This is a genomic window from Levilactobacillus angrenensis (assembly GCF_003946085.1).
In the GTDB taxonomy this organism is placed as follows: domain Bacteria; phylum Bacillota; class Bacilli; order Lactobacillales; family Lactobacillaceae; genus Levilactobacillus; species Levilactobacillus angrenensis.
Map to the genome: position 1 here is coordinate 43,083 of NZ_RHOB01000011.1, position 19,989 is coordinate 63,071.

Below are 19,989 nucleotides of genomic sequence, written 5' to 3' on the forward strand. Positions count from 1 at the left end.
ATGTCTTTTTAATGTTTACCGATTATGATTTTCCGAGGGATATCGAAGAAGCAAGTTAAAGGCAAGTTAAAGGCAAGTTAAAGGAAAAACGCCTTTTTTGAAAAATAGAATCCCGGTGTAGCGGCGTTTCTTTAGTGTGTTCCCCACAGGTGTGGGGGTGATCCTGTCAAGTCGCTTGCCGGACTGAAGACGTCAGAGTGTTCCCCACGGGTGTGGGGGTGATCCTCAGCGGTAGCCATGCTTGCTGCCCATCTTTGGGTGTTCCCCACAGGTGTGGGGGTGGTTTTAAAGTCCAATAATTTTATCTTGAGCGTCACCGAATCAGATTACTAATGCCCTTTCATGAAATTATTTACAGTATTTAGTTGACTATTATCGCTAAATACTGTATAGTAACCATTAATCCGTCGCATTGCTTAGCTGACGTGTCCAGAGAGGCCGCACTAAGCACGGAACCCAACGATGGATCTTGAGAGTCTAATTTAAACGCAACGCACTTACCCTTTAATTGCTTCCAGCGAGGAGCAAAACGGTCTTGCTTAACCTAAAATTCGACCGATATGGCGCTGGAGCAATCCAGCGCCTTTTTTGTGCGCCGAGACATTACATTTCACGGGAGGAAATCATGTCACAACTTAACATCGATTTACCAGGATTATCGCTCAAGAACCCCATCATACCGGCAAGTGGGACTGCGGCTTATGGACAGGAGCTCGCGCAACATTTTGATTTGAACGCACTGGGAGCATTGGTCATCAAGTCCACGACGTTAGCACCACGTAAAGGCAATTCGCGGCCCAATGTTACTGAGACTGTGGGTGGGTGGATGAATGCGATTGGGCTGACCAATCCTGGCATCGATGTGGTGATGACTCAGCGCTTGCCATGGCTGGCTGAACACTATCCAGGTCTACCCATTATTGGTAGCGTGGCTGGCAGTACCTTTAGCGAGTACGTAGCCGTAGCTAAGCGTCTGACGCGGGCAACTAACATTCATGCTTTGGAAATCAACGTGTCGTGTCCCAACGTAGCGGCCGGCGGGTTAGCCTTTGGTACGGAACCGAATAGCGTTTATAATCTGGTGACTGAAATTGTAGCAGTGGCAACTAAACCAGTTTACGTGAAGCTAACACCGAGTGTCACGGACGTTACCGTAATTGCCCAGGCAGCTGTGACCGGTGGCGCGGCCGGTTTGACGCTGATCAACACGTTACCTGGTCTGCAACTAGATTTAGCTACTCGCCAGCCCACGCTCAGTAATGGGACTGGGGGCCTATCCGGGCCGGCCATTCATCCTCTGGCTGTTCGTATGATTCGCGCTGTGCGGTCAGTAACTGACGCACCCATCATGGGCGTCGGTGGTGTCAGCAGTGCCGAAGATGCCTTGGAGTTCTTTCTCGCCGGGGCTAACGCAATTCAAGTGGGGGCGGCAACCTATGGCAATCCCTGCGCCTGTCGCGACATCGCCGCAGCGTTGCCGGCGGCCCTGGCCAAGTATCATCTACCAGACCTGATGACACTGGCCCGAGAACGACACCAGGCAATTCGAGGATAACAGGATTGTCGCAGATTATTGGTGTGAACACGCATGAATTCTCTTAATGTAAATAACATAGTAGTAATTGTTTTCCAGAATAACCCAACAATCTAAGACCAGGTATGCAGGACTAATTCTAGCGTGCTTGGTCTTGTTTGGTTAAATGGGATGGTGGGCTGCACCCCCATCCTTTACATTTGTACAAAGATTCCCCCACAACCGCGAAAGTTTGTTGACAAGTTTTCATTTTCTGGTAAACTACTAAACGGTAATCATTACTGTTTACATATCAAAAACGAAAAGACTAGTAGTGAAATATTTTAGTGAAGATGGGGATGACGGACTTGCAAAAACAAAATTGGTGGCGGTCGATGCGCTGGTTGACGGTGGTTGCCGCATTCGTGGCGCTCTTGACGCTGGCGGGCTGCCAACCTACGACCCAACCGAAGCAGTCCGGCAAAATCAACGTGGTGGCGACGCTGGGGTTCTATGGTGAAGCGGCGCAAGCGATTCTGGGCAATCGCGGCAACGTGCAGACGATTATCAACAGTCCCAGCATTGATGCCGAGAGCTACGAGCCCGACGTGAAGACGGCCAAGCTGGTGGCCAAGGCCAACGTGGTGATTGAAAATGGCTTAGGCTATGACAGTTGGATGGACCACGTTGTGGCGGCCAATGAGGGCTCTGGCACGAAGACGTTGACGATTGGCAAGCTGATGGGCAAGACCACCGGGGACAACCCCCACTTGTGGTCGGACCCGACCGTGATGACCCAGGTCACGCGGCGGTTGGTACAACAGTTTAGCCGTATCGAACCGCGGCATGCTGCTGAATTCAAACGCCGCGGTGCCGCTTACGAGCGACAACTGGCGGTGCTGAGTAAGACGGCCCAACAGATCAAACGTCACGCCCACGGCCAACAGGTTGCGGTGAGCGAGCCCGTCTTTGACATGGCGCTCACGGCGATGGGTTATCGCATCAGTGACGGGCATTTTGCCCAATCCATTGAAGAGGACAGCGACCCCACGCCAGCTGATATCACCAAACTCCAAAGACAGATCAAGCACCACGAGATTGCCTTTTTCGTGGAGAACACGCAGAACTCAAGCAAAAACGTCACGGCCATGGTCGACCTGGCGCGCCAATACCACGTTCCTGTGGTCAAGGTGACCGAGACCATGCCGACTAACCAAACGTACCGGGCCTGGATGCTTGCACAGTATCGCCAGGTCCAGCGGATTCAGGAGGATCGTTCATGAGTGAACCAGCAATTTTAAAACTTGAAAATTTGGGCGTGACCTTTCCCAATCACCCGGTCTTTACCGACCTCAACCTGACGATTCGTCAAGGTGAGTTCTGGAGCATCGTCGGGAAAAATGGGGTGGGGAAGACCACGCTGATGCGCGCGATTTTGCATCAGTTACGCCCGACCACGGGCAAGGTAACCTACCTGCCCAATGCCAATAGCGTCAAGATTGGCTACGTCCCGCAATTTCGCAATATCGATAGCGATTATCCGCTGACCATCAAGGACTTCGTGGGGTTGAACCTGACTGGCTGGAAATGGCCCTGGTTATCCCGCAAGGAACACGCAGAGATCGACCACATTTTAGCGGAAACGGGACTGACCAAGCTGGCTAAACGGCCGATTGGTCAAGCCTCCGGTGGGGAACGGCAGAAGGCTTATTTGGCCCAAGCATTGGTAGAATCGCCCAACCTGCTGATTTTAGACGAGTCGACGGCCAGTCTGGATCCCGTCACCAAGACAGAGTTGCTGGATCTGGTCATCGAATTGAACCAGCGGCTGCATTTGACGGTGCTCTTCGTGACCCACGACATCCCGATGGCCCGCAAGTACAGTTCACAATATCTGATGTTAACGCCGGACGGGGTCGAACAAGGCCCTATCAGCGGGTTGACCCAAGCCAAGGTCTGGGAGGGCGAGAAGAATGTTTAGTTATGAATTTATGCGCAACGCCTTCGCGGCCGGGACCATCATCGCCATTATCTGTGGCATCATGGGCGTCTTCGTGATTGCCCGCAACATGTCCTTTTTAACGCACACCTTATCTGAAATTGGGTTTTCCGGGGCAGCCTTCGGGGTGTTTGCCGGTTGGGCCCCGCTAAATGGGATGTTACTGTTCACGGTCATCAGTTCGGTCATCGTGGGTCAGCTGAGTGCCCGGAGTGAACGCCGAGAAGCGGCCACCAGCGCCATTTCCGCACTGTTCATTGGGCTGGGAATCCTGTTTTTGTCGTTGGCCAACAAAAACGCCAGCTACGCCACCAGCATTTTGTTTGGGAGCGTTATCGGCATCAGTGCCAGCGACGTCCGGCAAATGCTGTGGCTATCCATTCTGGTGCTACTGATTGTGTTTGTGCTCTACCGGTTCTTGAAATTTGACTCGTTCGACCACACCGGTGCGCGGGTCAAGGGGCTGTGGACCAATACGCTGTCCATCACGTTCTTGGTCTTAGTCGCCTTGAGCGTGAGTGTCGCGGCGCAAATCGTCGGCTCCCTGTTGATCTTCATCCTGTTGACCCTGCCAGCGGCGACGGCCAAATACTTCGCACACACGGTCGGGGGTATGATGACCCTGGCGATTGGCCTGGCACTGGTCGGCGTCTGGGCGGGACTGACGTTAAGCTACGTCACCAACTACCCGGTCTCCTTCTTCATCGCAGCTATCGAAGCGGTCTTCTACTTCCTGGCGCTGGGGTGGCAGAAATTGCAGACGGCGGAGTAAGTTCGACGCTAGGTCGTTATCTGAATCAAACGAAAAATATTTTGGAAATAACCAGGTCGACTTCTCGGAAATGGGGGAAGCGGCCTGGTTTTAGTTTGCGTCATTAAAGAAAGTAGCCTCAGCGCAGTCGTTCCCGGAAAAGCAGTTTCCTATTCACTAAAAAAAAGGTTGAAAATTGAATTAATGTCTTGACTCCCGGAGCGACAGCGTTTTGTCCACCAGAACTAGTGAAACCAGGGCCTGCGTCAGCCAGGGTTCCGCCTGCTCTGGGGAACGCTTCCGGCCAAAGAACAGGCTTCCGCTTCGCTTTTTAGGCTCGGTCCGGTCCGCCCACCGCGTTCCAACTCATATTTGGCGGATGGTAGGCGGCCAGCATATCTGACGTTGCCAACAATCAGCTGAAGCGCAAGCGTGAACCCCGCAAAGTAAGCCCAAGTGTTGTATCCTAGGACTGGTGTCAGCAACCTGGAGTAGACCAATTGCCAACAAATTCGTCAAAAACCCGGGAATTTGGCCCGTAATTTCTTAAGTTTAAACAAGTTTTCGGAATTCTCACGAAAATGTAACGAAAAACCCGAACATTTATGCTAAAATTGGGCTTACAATTAACTCTAAAGAAATAGTTGAGGTGAAGAAGTTGAAAGTCAGAAGAAGTGACCGGTTGGTTGATATGACCCGGTATTTATTGGAACGGCCGCATCAATTGGTTTCATTAACCTTTTTTGCGGCGCGTTATGAATCAGCGAAGTCTTCGATCAGTGAAGACTTGACGATTCTGAAGCGCACCTTCCAGACGCGGGGAACGGGTCTGTTAGAGACGGTCCCTGGCGCTGCTGGTGGTGCACGGTTCATCCCCTACGTGTTGCGTGAAGAAGCGGAACAATTTGTGGATGACATGATCACCGAACTGTCCGAAGCCGACCGGTATTTGCCCGGTGGCTACGTGTACATGTCCGATATCTTGGGGCGGCCCTCAGCTTTGCGGCAAATTGGGCGGATCTTAGCCACGCAGTACTTAAATCAAAACGTGGACGTCGTGGTGACCGTTGCCACCAAGGGGATTCCGTTGGCCCAAAGTGTGGCCAGCTACCTCGGGGTGCCGTTCGTCATCGTGCGGCATGATTCGCAGATCACCGAAGGCTCGACCGTCAGTGTCAACTACGTGTCCGGATCGACCAAGCGTATCGAACGCATGGCGCTGTCTAAGCGGAGCGTCAAGCCCAATTCACGGGTCTTGATCGTCGATGATTACATGAAGGGTGGCGGAACCGTGGGTGGTTTGCGCTCCTTGGTCGACGAGTTCGATTCCCAATTAGCGGGCGTGGCCGTGTTTGCCGAAGGCGATTTTGCCGGCCAACGGACCGTTAGCAAGTACACGTCACTGTTGAAGATTCAGACCGCCGATGAACAGATTCGCGTATCACCCGGGAATTACCTGACCCAGATTTTTGGCGACGATTCCCAATTAAAATAGCTAGGAGACATTTAGCATGACGACTAGAAATACCATTATCCTCGCTGCCGGTAAGGGCACCCGGATGAAATCAAAACTGTACAAAGTGTTGCACCAAGTTTGTGGGAAGGCCATGGTTGACCACGTGTTGACCCAAGTCGAACAGACCCACATGGATAAAATCGTGACGGTCGTCGGGTATGGTGCCGATGACGTCAAGGCCACGTTAGGTGACCGGACGCAATACGCCTTACAAGCCAAGCAAATGGGGACCGGCCACGCCGTCTTACAAACTGAACCCTTGTTGAAGGATGAAGCGGGGACCACGCTGATCGTTAGTGGTGACACGCCATTGTTCCGGGCGGAAACGTTTGAAGACCTCTTTGCCTACCACGAAGCCAAGCACGCGGCGGCCACCATTTTGACCTCGATTGCCCCGGATCCGACCGGCTACGGCCGCATCGTCCGCAACAATATCGGCATCGTGGAAAAAATCGTCGAACAAAAAGATGCCAGCTCCGAGGAACAAGAAATTCACGAAATCAACACTGGGGTGTACGTTTTCGATAACCAAAAGTTGTTCAAGGCGCTGCACGAAACGTCTAATGACAACGCGCAAGGGGAATACTACCTGACGGATGTCATTGAAATCTTGAAACACCAAGGCGACATCGTGGCGGCTTATCAAATGGCCGACTTCGACGAATCCATGGGGGTCAATGACCGAGTGGCCTTGTCCGCAGCGACGAAGATCATGCGGCAACGGATCAACGAACAACACATGCGTGACGGCGTGACCTTGATTGATCCTGCCACGACTTACATTGATGCCGGAGTTCAGATTGGCGCCGACACCATCATTGAACCGGGCGTGCTCTTGAAGGGCGACACGGTCATCGGTGAAGACTGCTACATCGGGTCACATTCTGAATTGCGTAATGCCAAATTAGCCGACCACGTCACGGTCACCTCCTCCTTACTGGAAGATTCCGACATGGCTAGCGGCTCTAATATTGGTCCGAACAGTCATTTGCGGCCAGAATCCCACATCGGGCCTAAGGTGCACCTCGGCAACTTTGTCGAAGTCAAGAAGGCCACGATTGGTGAAGGCACCAAGGTGGGCCATTTGACCTATGTCGGCAACGCCAAGCTGGGCAAGAACATCAACGTTGGTTGTGGGGTCGTTTTCGTCAATTACGATGGCAAACACAAGCACGAAACGACCGTGGGTGACGACGCCTTTATCGGCTCGAACTCAAACTTAGTCGCCCCGCTAGAAGTCGCTGACCACAGCTTTATCGCAGCGGGCTCGACGATTACTGATGGCGTGGCCAAGTATGACATGGCCATTGCCCGCTCCCGGCAGACGAATAAACCCAATTATTACCAAAAATTACCTTATCGGGGCGAAGATTAAGGTGAAGGCCTTGTGTTTCCTAACGCGATAGCATAAAATTGTTGTAGGAAATTCAGACAGACTATACGCAATTGGAGGAAATTATGGCTACGCAATATTTTGACCCTAAATTAAAGATTTTTGCGTTGAACTCCAACAAACCGTTGGCGGAAAAAATCGCTAACGAAGTTGGTGTCGAATTAGGGAAAACTTCGGTGGACCGGTTCAGTGACGGCGAAATTCGGATTAACATCGAACAAAGTGTGCGGGGCAGCCACGTGTACGTGATTCAATCAACGTCGGCACCCGTAAACGATAATTTGATGGAACTGCTGATCATGATTGATGCGTTACGACGGGCCAGTGCGGCCACCATCAACGTGGTCATTCCGTACTACGGCTATGCGCGTCAAGACCGTAAAGCGCGTTCCCGCGAACCAATTACGGCAAAGTTAGTTGCTAACATGCTGCAAACGGCCGGCGTCACGCGGGTCTTGGCATTAGACTTGCATGCGGCCCAGATTCAAGGCTTCTTCGATGTGCCAGTTGACCATTTGATGGGCGCACCGCTGTTAGCGGACTACTTCATCAACAGTGGCTTGGCGGAAGACGCTGTTGTCGTTTCTCCTGACCACGGTGGGGTAACGCGGGCCCGGGCCTTAGCCGAATTCTTGAAGGCGCCAATCGCCATCATCGACAAGCGGCGGCCCAAGGCCAATGTAGCGGAAATCATGAATATCATCGGGGATGTTAAGGGCAAACGATGCATCATGATCGATGATATGATCGACACGGCCGGCACGATTACTTTGGGGTCACAAGCCCTGATGGATGCCGGTGCCAAAGAAGTTTACGCTAGCTGTACGCATCCTGTTTTGTCCGGCCCAGCCATTGAACGAATCAAGAACTCACCGATTAAGAAATTAGTCGTAACGGATTCCATTCAATTGACGGCCGACAAGCAAATCGACAAGATCGAACAAATTTCGGTTGGTCCGCTGATTGGTCAAGCCATCAAGCGAATCAACGAAAACCGGCCAGTCAGCCCATTGTTCAAGAACCGTTTCCGGAGTCACGAACAATAAAAATTTAGACTTGAAAAAGGAGTTCGGGGCAATTGTCCTCGGCTCTTTTTTTAAAACGACCAAGATTAAAGTAAGGGATTGAAGGCAATGAAGAACTGGAAACGGGCAGCGACAGGTACCGTAGCGGCGGGCCTGCTGATTGCGTTGGTAATGAAAATATTAGGCCAGTCATTTTTGATGATTGGCGATCTATTGTTCATGGTGGGGCTGGCATTGATCGTGTTTGGCGCCATCTGTGTGTTGTTAAAAGGTCACTTGTTCACAGGGTGGCGGCATCTGTGGCATCGTAAGGATAAGGTCGAGCCACTGCCGGGCGAAAAGGTCCCGCTCAAGCACGTGGCCAGCGTGAAGAACTCACCCATCGTGGTGAATACCTTTGCGCGCTTCGGTTTGGTCAGCGGCATTTGCTACATCATCTTGGGTGTGGTGTTTACGATTTAAAAAAAGCGCATAGTTGTAGGAACCTGCTGCCTTTTGGCCCACGTTTTGGCCATTTAAAGTTGGTGCAAAAGGGGGTCTGGGATGTTTTGTCCCAGACCCTTTTTGGTGTGTCTGATGGCGAAATGGTTAGCTCCCGAAATTTTACGAAGCCGGGTCGCAGCTGACTTAATCGTATCCCGGTCTGCCGGTAGAGACTATAGTGAATGATGAAAGAACTGGATGCCGAGGAGCAGCCGGTTCAGAGGGGAGCTAGGTAAAATGACGTTAAAGAATATTGGAATTTTATTGGGAATTGTCGTTGTCAGTGGCGCAGGATTCGCCCTGAGTGGCCACCAGCCGGCGGGTCGAGTAGAAACGGCCGCTGCATCGCGAGTCGTTCGGGTCACGAAGCAAGAAGTCCAGCCCGCACCGTTGGCAAGCAAGCACCAGTCTGTGGCGCCAGTCGGCCAGCTCAGCCGGACGATCACCAATGCTGAACGCGAACCGATCGTTCCCAGTCGGAATGCGGGGACCACGGCGCCAACGGGGGAGCTTTGTTGACGATTCACATATTGTTTTACGATCTTTAGGTTTACCACTTGATGACGGTCGAATCATAATCATTTAAACAACGGACACTTTCCTAGCGAAGGTGTCCGTTTACTTTATCGTTAAACTGCTAAACAGATTAAAGGTGCGATACGATTGGGCTTTTTTCGCTAGGAAATCGGGTAGCATTCCTGTATGATTGAACTTACCTCTAACGGGGCTAAACGTTGATATAACGGTATTTATAATGAGCATGGCAAAAGCTAAAAGTACTAACCGTACCAGTTAACTCTGCATGGATCGTCTTGGTATTTTTGACTGGCATAGCCGTGACGTCACCAGTGTCGAAAAGCACAAAAATAATCGGGGATCCCGGTGAGGCAATCCCCGATGGTTAAGTTAATTTCATCGCCCTATCTCCGTGCGGCTAGCGTTACTGATTAAACGACCTGGTCGTCCAGTTCGCCGATTTCTTCGATCATGGTAGCTAATTCGCTGTGTGACAACGTGGATTTGGTCAATGCCTGAATCATCTTGGCTGTGAGCTTGGTCAACTTGGTGTAGAAATTCTGGTCGTCGGCAAACTGTGCGTGCTTGCCGGTGATGAACCGTAGCGTATTAGCACAGTGCGTGGCATTGACGTCGGCATTTCGTAATTTTAAAATTTCGCAAATCTCTTCCAGCGACAACCCCGCGCGTTTGAGACTGTGGATGATCCGATACGTCGCTAGGTCTGTCACCGTGTATTTGCGGTAGTTGCCGGGCGTGCGCTTAGGTACGAGCATCCCCATCTTCTCGTAAAAGCGCAAGGTGTCCGGCTGACAGCCCACCCGTGTTGCAAATTCCTTAATATTCATAAAACAACCATCTCCTCTGGTCGACCCTAGATTAACACTGGAGCCAACCATAGGGTTAAACTTAACGACTAAAAGCCGGAAATTAACCGAGGTTCGGTGAGTTAATTAAAAAATCGACTTATCCGCTGAGGGGGTAAGTCGATAACGGTTTGATTAATTAACGTCTAAGGGGTGAAAGCAAAACTAACTCATGCAATCCCGAAATGACAGTGTTTTGGAAACATTAGCGGATTACTGCAACGCATACTTGCGAATGGCCGCAGCCACACCGTTTTCCGCGTTGGTCAGCGTCACGGCTTGGGCGGCATCTTTGATTTCAGCGATCGCGTTGCCCATGGCCACGCCCATGCCGGCGTAGGTGATCATCGACAGGTCATTGCCTTGATCGCCCAAAGCCATGACGTTGTCGGCCGTGAAGCCGAGCTGTGTAGCCAGTTCGCTCAAGGTGCCGCCCTTGCTAGCATGACTGTTCATGACCTCAATGAAGTAGGGGGCACTTTGAACCACGCTGAAGCGGTCCTTGAAGCTTTGGGGCATGTTGGCTTTCACGTGATCGATGACTTGAGGGTCATCCACGAACATGGCCTTGGAAATCGTCAGGTCACGCGGGGTCTCGCTGACTTCGCGGTACCGGATCAGCATGCGGACCAAGTAGCTCTCGGCGATGGTGTAGGCGCTAATGTTCTTGTTAGCCGTATAGATGTGTTCCGGCGTTTCGATTTGAAAGTGGGATTGTAGCTTGCGGGAGAGGCTTTCCAGGTCGATGTAGTCATCGTAGGTCAACGAGTGGTTGGTCAGGACCTTGCCCGAGATCGTCTGGGCCACGGACCCATTGAAGGTGATGGCGTATTGGTCATCGCCGCTGATAGCCATGGCGTCCAGATACGGTTGGACACCGGTCAACGGCCGACCGGTACACAAGACAACTTTGATACCCTGGGCCTTGGCGGCTTGGACGGCGTCAATGGTCTCTTGGGCCAGTTCGTTTTTCTCGTTGAGTAAGGTGCCATCGATGTCGATGGCGATTAATTTAATAGTGCTTGCAGTCATGAAGGCGTCTCCTTTAAATGAGTTAGAGTGTTAAAGCGTAAGTTAAAATGGCGTTGGCCACGCCGTCATTGGCATTACTGTCGGTCACGGCATCGGCTGCGGCTTGGACAGTGGCCGTGGCGTTGCCCATGGCGACCCCCAGGCCAGCAGCTTGGAGCATGGGCAGGTCGTTGGGCCCGTCACCGATGGCCATCACGTCGTTAGCGTCGATGTGGAGCCGTTGGGCCAGTTCCTGTAGGGCCGTGGCCTTGCTGACGTGGTGGTTGAGCACTTCGATGAAATGGTCATCGGTGCGCACCACGTAAAATTGTTGCCGGAGTGCTGGTGGCAACGTCGCGTCAAATTGGGTGACCAGGTCCGTTTCGTCGATGAAGACAAAGGTCAACAAGGCTTCATCTTGCGGAATCTCGGCTGCCGGTAGGTATTTGATGGGGAGGTTGACCAAATGACTTTCCCGGATAGAATAGGCGCTGGCCGGGCGATTGGGGGTGTAAATGGCTTGCGGCGTGATCAGGTGGTAATGAATCGGAGCTTGGTCGGCGAGGTCAACCAGGCGTTGGGCGTCGTTTAAGCTCAGCGAGTGCGTGATCAACGCTTGGCCACTGGTCGTTTGGACCGCCGCACCGTTGTGGGCGATCACATACTGGTCGTCACCGATGAGGTCCAGCATTTCCAGGTAGGGCCGCACGCCGGCTAAGGGCCGTCCGCTGCAGAGCACGACTTTGATGCCTGATGCCGTGGCCGCCTTGATGGCGTCGATGGTCGACAAGGCGAGCTTGTTGTTGGGGGTCAGTAAGGTACCGTCAATATCGATTGCAATTAGTTTCACCGTCATGGTTAGGACTCCTTGGGTTGAATCAATTGGTTATTTTGAATATAAGCGCCAAACTGGTCGTAAATGGGCTGGAACAATTCTGGCGCATCATTGCCAGGGTTGAGCATTTCCTTGGGGAAGAAGAAGCGTTGGTCCCCGGAGAACTTCCCGCGCATAGCGTTGACCAGATCAGACACGGTCGACAGTTCTAACAGGCTGCCATCGGGTTCTTGGAGCTCGATTTGCGTCAGCGGGTAGGTGACTTTAGGGTCGTAGGCATCGTCGTAAGGTAAATCATAACTGTTGTCCGTGGCGGTGTAGTAATCGGTGTTGAACCCGACCGAGCGAATCATCTCCCGCAACTTGGGCAGGAGCGATTCGGTTGCCGCAGTGAACTCGGCACTCTTCAGTGGCTTGCGGTCCAAGAAACGGTGGGCCAGGTCGGCTAAAATTTCATCCGGTGAATCGCGCCAGTGAATGAAGTAGGTGGTCAACACGCCGTCATCGAGGTTGAGGTAGTCGTTCAAATCAAATTCGTGATTGAAGAAGGGCAACAGCAGGTGGGGGATAAAACTCTCATCCGTCTGGTTGGCCTGGTAGAGCTCGTTGGCCCGGCCTAATAAATGGTCCAAGATGACTTCCATCGACCGGGAAACGGGGTGGAAGTAGACCTGTTGGTACATTTGAAAGCGGCTGATGATGTAGTCTTCAACCGCGTGCATGCCGTTCATGGCAAAGGCAATCCCGCCAGCATAAGGCCGCATGACCCGCAAAATCCGCGTGAGGTCAAAGGTCCCGTATTCGGTCCCAGTAAAGTAGGCGTCCCGTAAGAGATAGTCCATCCGGTCCGCGTCGATTTGACTGGAGATCATTTGAACGACCTGGGGATTGGGGTAAGTCTTTTGAATCACGCTCGCCACTTCGGCAGGGAAAGTCGGACTGACGCGGCGCAAGACCTGGTTGACTTCCGTTTCCGGCGAGGTCAAAATCTCTGCGGTAATGGCCTCATGGTCGGTGTGGAAAATGTGCTCGAAGGTGTGGGAATACGGCCCGTGGCCAATATCGTGCAACAAGGCAGCACATAAGGCCGTCAGTCGTTCGCGGTCATCCCAGCCGCCATCCCCCGGCGTTTGCGATGGGTAATTGCGTTGGAAATTATCACAGATTTGCCGGGCAATTTCGTAGACACCCAATGAATGGGTAAAACGGGAATGTTCGGCCCCGTGGAAAATCAGCGAAGCCGTGCCAAGTTGTTTAATGCGCCGGAGCCGTTGGAACTCCCGGGTGTTGATCAGGTCAAGAATGATTTGATGTTGAACATAAATATAGTTGTGGACCGGGTCGCGGAAAACTTTCTCTCGTGGCAGTCGTTGTTGGGCGTAGGTCACACTGATTCCTCCTTTAAGTCGGTTAATTTAAACGTGGTTGTCGCCGGACCATTTGGGCGGTGGCGTGTTCTAAATCTGTTTGAAATTTCGGGGTCGCCATCAACGTGGCCAATTTTTCGTGGCCCACGTGTAGCCCGGCGTTCGTTGCGGCGGTGATGAACCGTTGCTTTGCATCCGCCACCGTAAGGTCCTGGTGGAGCAGTGCCGCGGTGGTCGTCATCACGTTGGGGTCGACGTCGGGGAAGCCCCATTTATTTTCCGCCGTACTGAGGCCGGCTTGATAGAAGTCGCGAATCATTGCGCCGCGCGCGGGTTGGTCGCCGTTCACACCGAGGTACAACATGATCACCAAGGCGTGCGGACTGCGCCGTTGGGCGATACCGGCAATCTTCTTGCCGGCGACACTCAGGTCATAATCACCGGGGCAATAGGAGCGGGTGATCTCATAGTGTTCCAGTGACAGCTCCGGCCAGGCGGCGTCGACCAAGGCGGTCATTTGCGCATAAGCGGCCTCGACACTGATGGGGGGCGTGGTGAGTGGGGCAAATAACGAGACGTTCAACACGCCCGCGTCACTGACGACGGCCAGACCACCAGAGTTGCGGAGCACGTAATCATAGCCATGCCCGGAAACGGCCTTCACAGCCGCTGTCAGGTCCGGTAGGCGTTTGTCCTTCAGTCCCATGATAACGGTAGGCTGCATGGTCCAGAAGTGCAAAATGGGCTGCTGAAGGTCGACAACGAGGTCCAGGAGAGCGTTGGTGTAGCCAAAGGCCTGATTTTTCTGATCAGCCGGGATCGGCGTGGTCACGGTTTGAAGTGAATCTGTGGGGAGGTTAAACGGAAACATGAAACCTACCTTCTTTCGTAAAGTTTCTTCAATCTCTCATTATACTAGAAAACGCTTGCGCCGTCATGGTCTGTACCAGTGACTAGTCAACGATTGCCTGAAAGTTGGTCACGGGTCCCGCTACCCGTTTGCGAGGGGGTGTCAACGGCGGGGGCAACCCGTGAAGCACCACCCCCAGAAAAAGAAGATAATTGGTAGGCTTTCCCGGGAAAATGAACTATAATTAATCCAGACAATTCGCGGAAAGGAAGTGTGCAAATGGATCGATTATCTACGGGGGTGCCCGTCATGATTCACTTGGAGACGCACATTAAGCAGGACCAAGACGTTTCGGATTACCGCTTGGATGTGGATGGCCAACTGGTTCAGATGGGTCGGACCCTGTACTTGCGGTATTTGGAACCGAATAAGGAAACGGGTGAACAGACACCGGTCACCATGAAGTTTACGCCAGAAGGTGAAGTCCATCTGACCCGCAACGCTGAAGCTGAATTGCGGCTACACTTTGTGAGTGGCAAACGCGTGACGGCCCGGTACAACACGCCGTACGGCATCATGCCGATCGAAACCGTGACGCCTTATTTGGAGACCAGCTTCAAGGAAAGACCGTTTAGTGGCAACGTTAAGATCGACTACTTACTCTATGCGAATGAAGATCTGGTCGGAAACTACAAGATTAGATTGCAATTTACCGCATAAACGAGTATCATATTTCGTAGACTGTGGAAAGGACGTGCACCAGTTTGGAATTAAAAGTCTTTGAGGGCCAGAACAAAAAGGAATTATCAATGATCGAAGTTGCTCACGCCATTTTATCGCAACATGGCGATGTGATGGCATTTGCTGACTTAGCAAACGCCGTCCAAGCCTATTTAGGCGATAGCGACGCAGAAGTTCGTGACCGGCTGTCCCAATTCTATACGGATTTAAATGTCGATGGTAGTTTCATTTCTCTGGGTGATAACCTTTGGGGACTGCGAACTTGGTATCCGTTTGAATCCATCGATGAAGCGACCGTTCACGCCGAGGAAGATGAAGATCAACCTAAGCGTAAGAAGCGCAAGAAGGTTAACGCCTTCTTGGCCGACACGACCGATGACGATGATGTGATCGATTACGATGACGACGATCCAGAAGATGACGATACGACCACGTATGCATCTGACGATGACGACGATGATACGACCGGCAACGGCGGCACCCCTGATCTGGGCAAGCTCCAGAACGGGTTAGGCATCGACGACGATGACGAAGAAGACGATTCGGAAGACATTCCGGATGGTATCGAAGACCAGCTTTCCCAAATGGAAGCCCCGGACGACGATGATGAAAATCTTGATTTCTCCGCCGACGACGATGAAGCTGACGATGATGAAGATGAAGATGACGAAGAACAAAAATAATTTTGCGTTCTTTGCTTGACCTCCTGCCCAAAACCAGGTATTATGTTTTTTGGGCTCCTTGCTACTTGTAGTGAGGACAACTGGACGGTAAGCTCCCTATTCGCTATGGATAGGGAGCTTTTTTTATAGTTTTCCGACCCTAAATAATCTTACGAGGAGTTTGCACATGACCAAATATATTTTTGTGACTGGCGGCGTGGTTTCATCACTAGGTAAGGGGATTGTGGCCGCTTCCCTAGGGCGGTTGTTGAAGAACCGTGGCTTGAACGTGACCATTCAAAAATTCGATCCGTACATCAACGTGGATCCCGGTACGATGAACCCCTATCAACATGGGGAAGTCTTCGTCACCGACGATGGGACCGAAACAGATTTGGACTTAGGCCATTACGAACGGTTCATTGACAACAATTTGAACAAATATTCGAACGTCACCACTGGTAAGATTTATTCGGAAGTATTGGAAAAAGAACGGCACGGGGATTACCTGGGTGCCACGGTTCAAGTCATTCCGCACATTACGGGAATGATCAAAGAAAAGATCATGCGGGCCGGCAAGACGCTGGGCGCCGACTTCGTGATCACTGAAATCGGGGGGACCGTTGGGGACATCGAATCCCAACCATTCCTGGAAGCTATTCGCCAAATGAAGGCAGAAGTCGGCGACGAAAACGTGGTCTACATCCACACCACGTTGGTGCCGACGCTGCACGCGGCTCACGAAATGAAGACCAAGCCGACGCAACATTCCGTGCGGGAACTGCGGAGCATTGGGATTCAACCAAACATCTTGGTCGTGCGGACGGAAGCACCGATTACCGATGAGATGCGTAACAAGATTGCGTTGTTCTGTGACGTGAAACCCAGCTCCGTCATTGAATCCATGGACGTGCCGACCATCTACTCGATTCCACTGCGATTACAAGATCAAGGCTTAGACCAAATCGTCTTGGATCACTTCCAAGTCAAGGCACCTAAGGCCGATATGACCAAGTGGGCGGCCATGGTCGATCACATGCAAAACCTGTCCCGGACCATCAAGATTGCCTTGGTTGGGAAATACGTGGCCTTGCATGACGCCTACATTTCCGTTGACGAGGCCTTGCAACACGCGGGTTATCCCGTTGACGCCAACATCGATTTGAAGATGATCGACGCCGAAAAGATTACGGCCGCTAACGTGCAAGACATGTTGGGCGATGCGGACGGCATCATCGTCCCTGGTGGCTTCGGTGACCGGGGAATCGAAGGCATGATTACCGCCATCAAGTATGCGCGTGAAGAAGACGTGCCGTTCCTGGGAATTTGCTTGGGGATGCAAGTGGCCAGCATCGAATTTGCGCGGGACGTCCTGGGCTACACGGATGCCAACTCTACGGAAATGGATCCTAGCACGACGCACAAGATCATTGATCTGATGGCCGACCAAGCCGACGTGCAAGAAATGGGGGGGACCCAACGGTTGGGCCTGTACCCTTGCAAGTTGAAGCCAGGTAGTGTGGCTGCTGCGGCTTACGACAACCAGCCAATGGTTGAGGAACGCCACCGTCACCGTTATGAATTTAACAACCAGTACCGTGAAGAAATGGCGGCCAAGGGTCTGGTCTTCTCCGGGACCTCACCGGATGACCACTTGGTTGAAGTCATCGAGCTGCCCAAGAAGAAGTTCTTCGTTGCGGCTCAGTATCATCCAGAATTCCTGTCACGGCCAGAACGGCCAGAAGGTTTGTTCCGTGATTTCATCGCGGCAGCCAGCAAGGAAGTCAAAGATTAAGCTAAGCTGATTAGCGAAGGAGTAGGGGAAGTTGCCTGCTCCTTTTTTTAACGAAAAATTTCAGTTCTTCAAAATAACGAAATGCCGCCATGCCGCGGTTAATCCACTCAAAAACCACGTTAATTATTTATCGTTCATTAAGAAACTTTTAATGTGAACATGTTTGTGGACGTTAACCACCAATCATGGTATTCTGTAGGGTAATATGAGTGGCTGACTTAAATAAGTTAACTTAGCTAACGACCGTGGGGAGGGCTGTGACGTGAAGAAAAGATGGGGATGGTTAATCGCTTTGGCCGCAATCTGGGGCCTGGGCGGTGGTAGCATCGTGAGTCAGGCAAGCGATACCGCCGTGAGCGACGACTTGCCAGCTAGCTTTGCTCTGAACGGCATTTTCAATACGACCAGTAAGATTCCCAACGTCACGAATAACGCGACGCTGGTCACGAACAATCATGGGCTACAGCTGACCAGTGGTGCGACTAGCCAAAACGGGGCGGCCTGGGCGACGAGTGATAATAAATTTGACCTCAGCAAGAACGGTCGCTTTTCAATGTGGCTGTATTTTGGTAAAAATGGCGCGTCCAACTCTGGCCAGGGGATGGCGTTTGTAATGCAAAATGCGGGTGCTACTGGCTTCACCGCCTTTCCCAGTGCAGCGAAACCAGCTGGGCAATCGCTGGGGGTCTGGGGAGTCGACTACGACAACACGGCGACCGATGCCAAGGCAGTTGCGGCCTCAGCTATTCAAAAGAGTTGGGCGCTGGAATTCGATGAGCAGGTCAATAACAACCGTGACGGGGGCAACAATAGCGGCTTGGATTATAATTATCCCTATGAAGACGAGCAACATGTGGCGTCTAATTATCCGGGTGAGACCACCAGCTACGCGCGAAACGGGACGCAGAGTAGTGGGAATAAATACTACTACCGCTTAATTCATCAGGGGGCTTTTGTCACCACCTTGTCGGACGGTGCCTGGCATCACGTCACGTTGGATTGGACGGCGCCAACGGGGACCAGCGATACGGGAACCATGACCTACACGCTGGGGGACAAGAACCCAACTACCGGGGCCAGTCAAACACCAACGAATACCAAGACAGTCAGCGTGGATTTGACTAAGCTGGGCATCAATGCAACCGATAGCACCAAACAGGTCTACTGGGGCTTTACCGGGACGTCGACCACGCTAACAGCCAACAACGTCGTGGCCTTTGAGCACATCCCGGGACTGGTCAACGCCAGTTCCGCCGTAACGGTGACTGACCAGAGTACCGGTAAGACGATTAGCGACGGTGATACGGTCAACGGCAACGATGCGCTGGCCTACACCTACAAATTAAATTATGATGGTGGCAATCAGACTTGGCAAAACATTGAAGCCCAACTACCACGGCCCGCTGGCGTCACTTTCTCGGCGGGGACGATCACCTATGCCGATGGCAGCACGGAAACCTTGAGCAGTTCCGAACTGAATTCAAGCACGCTGGCCCACACTTTGGGGAAGAATCTTTCCACGGCTAATGCCAGCGCGACAATCACATTGACCGGGCAGGCAAACGCGGTGACCAGCCAGACGAGTGTGGCCAGCACCATCGGCCACTTCAATGGCAGCAATGAAATTAGTTCGGTGACAACGCCGAGCTACACCATTTTCCCCGCACGGCAATGGATATTGGCCGTGTCTTCTGGGAGCACCATGACGGCCCAGCCTGGTCAGAGCGTGAAAGTCACGGGGAGCGTGGCCGTGGATAGTAGCGCGGATGATGAGACGGTGACCAATAAAGATGTGACGATGCATGCTAGTCTGGATAACGGGTACACGATTGACGACTTCACCCTCAACGGCAGTTCCAGCGATCCCGATGAGGAGGGGGTATTTAACCTAACGATTCCCGCCGATAAACTGGTGACGGGTGTTAACAAATTAACGTTGTACACGACCGATGACCGGGGAAATAAATCCAAAGAAGTGAGCGTGACCATCACAGTGACGGGGACGTTGGCGTTTAAGAACGTGAATCCTAAAAGTTCCTTCGTGACCACGCGTCTGGCTGGTACTTCGACGCTGATTGGCCGCAATGCCGACTGGGACGTCTCCGTGACCAACGCCCGAGGGAAAGGTTCCGAGTGGTCGGTGACGGCGCAGGCCAGTGACTTTACAGATCCGGACACGGCTACCAAATTGGCCGGTGAGGCTGTCTGGGTGGACGCATCAGGCAATACCAGTTCACTGACGCAGGCGCAGGTCATTGCCAGCGGGACCAACACTGCCGCCAGCCAAACGACGAACATCGTCGACGACTGGGGCAACGCTGGTGGCATCATGCTCAAAACCAATAGCGACGCGATTAGCGGTGACTATCAGGGAACGATCACCTGGACACTGAGCAATACCTTGAATTAAGTCAGTGTCAGCACCGGCTTGACTGAAAATTGAGAACGCACAAAAACAGGCACGGCCCCAGCGGGCGCGTGCCTGTTTTGTATGCATTTAAAGCTGAAATCAGTTAGAACAACTCATGGCATTAGTAGGATTGGTCGGTTACAGCTTCAGTGTGAGAGCTGGCCGCCTACCGTCCGCCAACTATGGGTTGGAACGCAGTGGCGGACCGGACCGAGCCTGAAAAGCGGTCTCGGCCTCGCTTTGAGCCGAAACCCAC

At 52.4% G+C, this 19,989-nt stretch carries 18 protein-coding genes; 13 read left to right on the plus strand and 5 right to left on the minus strand.

Annotation, left to right across the window (positions count from 1 at the left end; translation table 11 throughout):
• Window positions 1-625: 625 nt before the first annotated feature.
• From EKM83_RS08070 to EKM83_RS08110, 9 genes are all read left to right on the plus strand, one after another.
• Window positions 626-1,555, plus strand: a complete 930-nt coding sequence (locus EKM83_RS08070; RefSeq protein WP_125576259.1) for a dihydroorotate dehydrogenase — start codon at window positions 626-628, stop codon at window positions 1,553-1,555.
• A gap of 317 nt (window positions 1,556-1,872) precedes the next feature.
• On the plus strand, window positions 1,873-2,796 hold the full coding sequence (locus tag EKM83_RS08075; RefSeq protein ID WP_125576262.1) for a metal ABC transporter solute-binding protein, Zn/Mn family: 924 nt from the start codon (window positions 1,873-1,875) through the stop codon (window positions 2,794-2,796).
• The gene (locus EKM83_RS08080; RefSeq protein WP_125576264.1) at window positions 2,793-3,494 is read left to right on the plus strand and encodes a metal ABC transporter ATP-binding protein; all 702 of its coding nucleotides are present in this window, start codon (window positions 2,793-2,795) and stop codon (window positions 3,492-3,494) included. Before EKM83_RS08075 ends, EKM83_RS08080 begins: the two co-directional genes overlap by 4 nt.
• Window positions 3,487-4,284: a metal ABC transporter permease gene (locus EKM83_RS08085; protein WP_125576266.1), complete on the plus strand. Its 798-nt coding sequence runs from the start codon at window positions 3,487-3,489 to the stop codon at window positions 4,282-4,284. The genes EKM83_RS08080 and EKM83_RS08085 overlap by 8 nt, the downstream gene beginning before the upstream one ends.
• Before the next feature lie 637 nt (window positions 4,285-4,921).
• Window positions 4,922-5,758: a pur operon repressor gene (purR, locus tag EKM83_RS08090; protein WP_125576268.1), complete on the plus strand. Its 837-nt coding sequence runs from the start codon at window positions 4,922-4,924 to the stop codon at window positions 5,756-5,758.
• A gap of 16 nt (window positions 5,759-5,774) precedes the next feature.
• Entirely contained in the window at window positions 5,775-7,154 is a 1,380-nt protein-coding gene (gene glmU / locus EKM83_RS08095) for a bifunctional UDP-N-acetylglucosamine diphosphorylase/glucosamine-1-phosphate N-acetyltransferase GlmU (protein ID WP_125576270.1), read from the plus strand.
• 83 nt (window positions 7,155-7,237) lie between these two features.
• On the plus strand, window positions 7,238-8,218 hold the full coding sequence (locus EKM83_RS08100; RefSeq protein ID WP_125576272.1) for a ribose-phosphate diphosphokinase: 981 nt from the start codon (window positions 7,238-7,240) through the stop codon (window positions 8,216-8,218).
• Between the two features lie 87 nt (window positions 8,219-8,305).
• Complete coding sequence (locus tag EKM83_RS08105; RefSeq protein WP_125576274.1) at window positions 8,306-8,659, plus strand: DUF3899 domain-containing protein; 354 nt, start codon at window positions 8,306-8,308, stop codon at window positions 8,657-8,659.
• A gap of 258 nt (window positions 8,660-8,917) precedes the next feature.
• Window positions 8,918-9,199, plus strand: a complete 282-nt coding sequence (locus EKM83_RS08110) for a hypothetical protein (protein ID WP_125576276.1) — start codon at window positions 8,918-8,920, stop codon at window positions 9,197-9,199.
• Between the two features lie 428 nt (window positions 9,200-9,627).
• Here EKM83_RS08110 and EKM83_RS08115 read toward each other — a convergent pair whose 3' ends face one another.
• The 5 genes from EKM83_RS08115 to EKM83_RS08135 form a co-directional block, all read right to left on the minus strand.
• Window positions 9,628-10,044 carry a MerR family transcriptional regulator gene (locus EKM83_RS08115; RefSeq protein ID WP_125576278.1) on the minus strand — a complete coding sequence of 139 codons (417 nt, stop codon included), beginning with the start codon at window positions 10,042-10,044 and terminating at the stop codon, window positions 9,628-9,630.
• A 231-nt stretch (window positions 10,045-10,275) separates the two neighbouring features.
• Entirely contained in the window at window positions 10,276-11,094 is an 819-nt protein-coding gene (gene yidA, locus EKM83_RS08120; protein WP_125576280.1) for a sugar-phosphatase, read from the minus strand.
• Window positions 11,095-11,116: 22 nt separating this feature from the next.
• A complete protein-coding gene (locus EKM83_RS08125) occupies window positions 11,117-11,929 on the minus strand; it encodes a Cof-type HAD-IIB family hydrolase (RefSeq protein WP_125576282.1) in 813 nt (270 codons plus the stop codon).
• Between the two features lie 2 nt (window positions 11,930-11,931).
• Window positions 11,932-13,296 carry an HD domain-containing protein gene (locus EKM83_RS08130; protein ID WP_125576284.1) on the minus strand — a complete coding sequence of 455 codons (1,365 nt, stop codon included), beginning with the start codon at window positions 13,294-13,296 and terminating at the stop codon, window positions 11,932-11,934.
• A gap of 22 nt (window positions 13,297-13,318) precedes the next feature.
• A complete protein-coding gene (locus EKM83_RS08135; RefSeq protein ID WP_125576286.1) occupies window positions 13,319-14,146 on the minus strand; it encodes a lipoate--protein ligase family protein in 828 nt (275 codons plus the stop codon).
• 258 nt (window positions 14,147-14,404) lie between these two features.
• Here EKM83_RS08135 and EKM83_RS08140 point away from each other — a divergent pair, with 258 nt between their 5' ends.
• From EKM83_RS08140 to EKM83_RS08155, 4 genes are all read left to right on the plus strand, one after another.
• Entirely contained in the window at window positions 14,405-14,845 is a 441-nt protein-coding gene (locus EKM83_RS08140) for a DUF1934 domain-containing protein (protein WP_125576288.1), read from the plus strand.
• A 44-nt stretch (window positions 14,846-14,889) separates the two neighbouring features.
• Window positions 14,890-15,549 carry a DNA-directed RNA polymerase subunit delta gene (rpoE, locus tag EKM83_RS08145; protein ID WP_125576290.1) on the plus strand — a complete coding sequence of 220 codons (660 nt, stop codon included), beginning with the start codon at window positions 14,890-14,892 and terminating at the stop codon, window positions 15,547-15,549.
• A 166-nt stretch (window positions 15,550-15,715) separates the two neighbouring features.
• Window positions 15,716-17,323 (plus strand): CTP synthase, encoded by a 1,608-nt coding sequence (locus EKM83_RS08150; protein ID WP_125576292.1) that lies wholly within the window; start codon window positions 15,716-15,718, stop codon window positions 17,321-17,323.
• 262 nt (window positions 17,324-17,585) lie between these two features.
• Complete coding sequence (locus EKM83_RS08155; RefSeq protein WP_125576294.1) at window positions 17,586-19,733, plus strand: L-type lectin family protein; 2,148 nt, start codon at window positions 17,586-17,588, stop codon at window positions 19,731-19,733.
• Window positions 19,734-19,989: the final 256 nt, after the last annotated feature.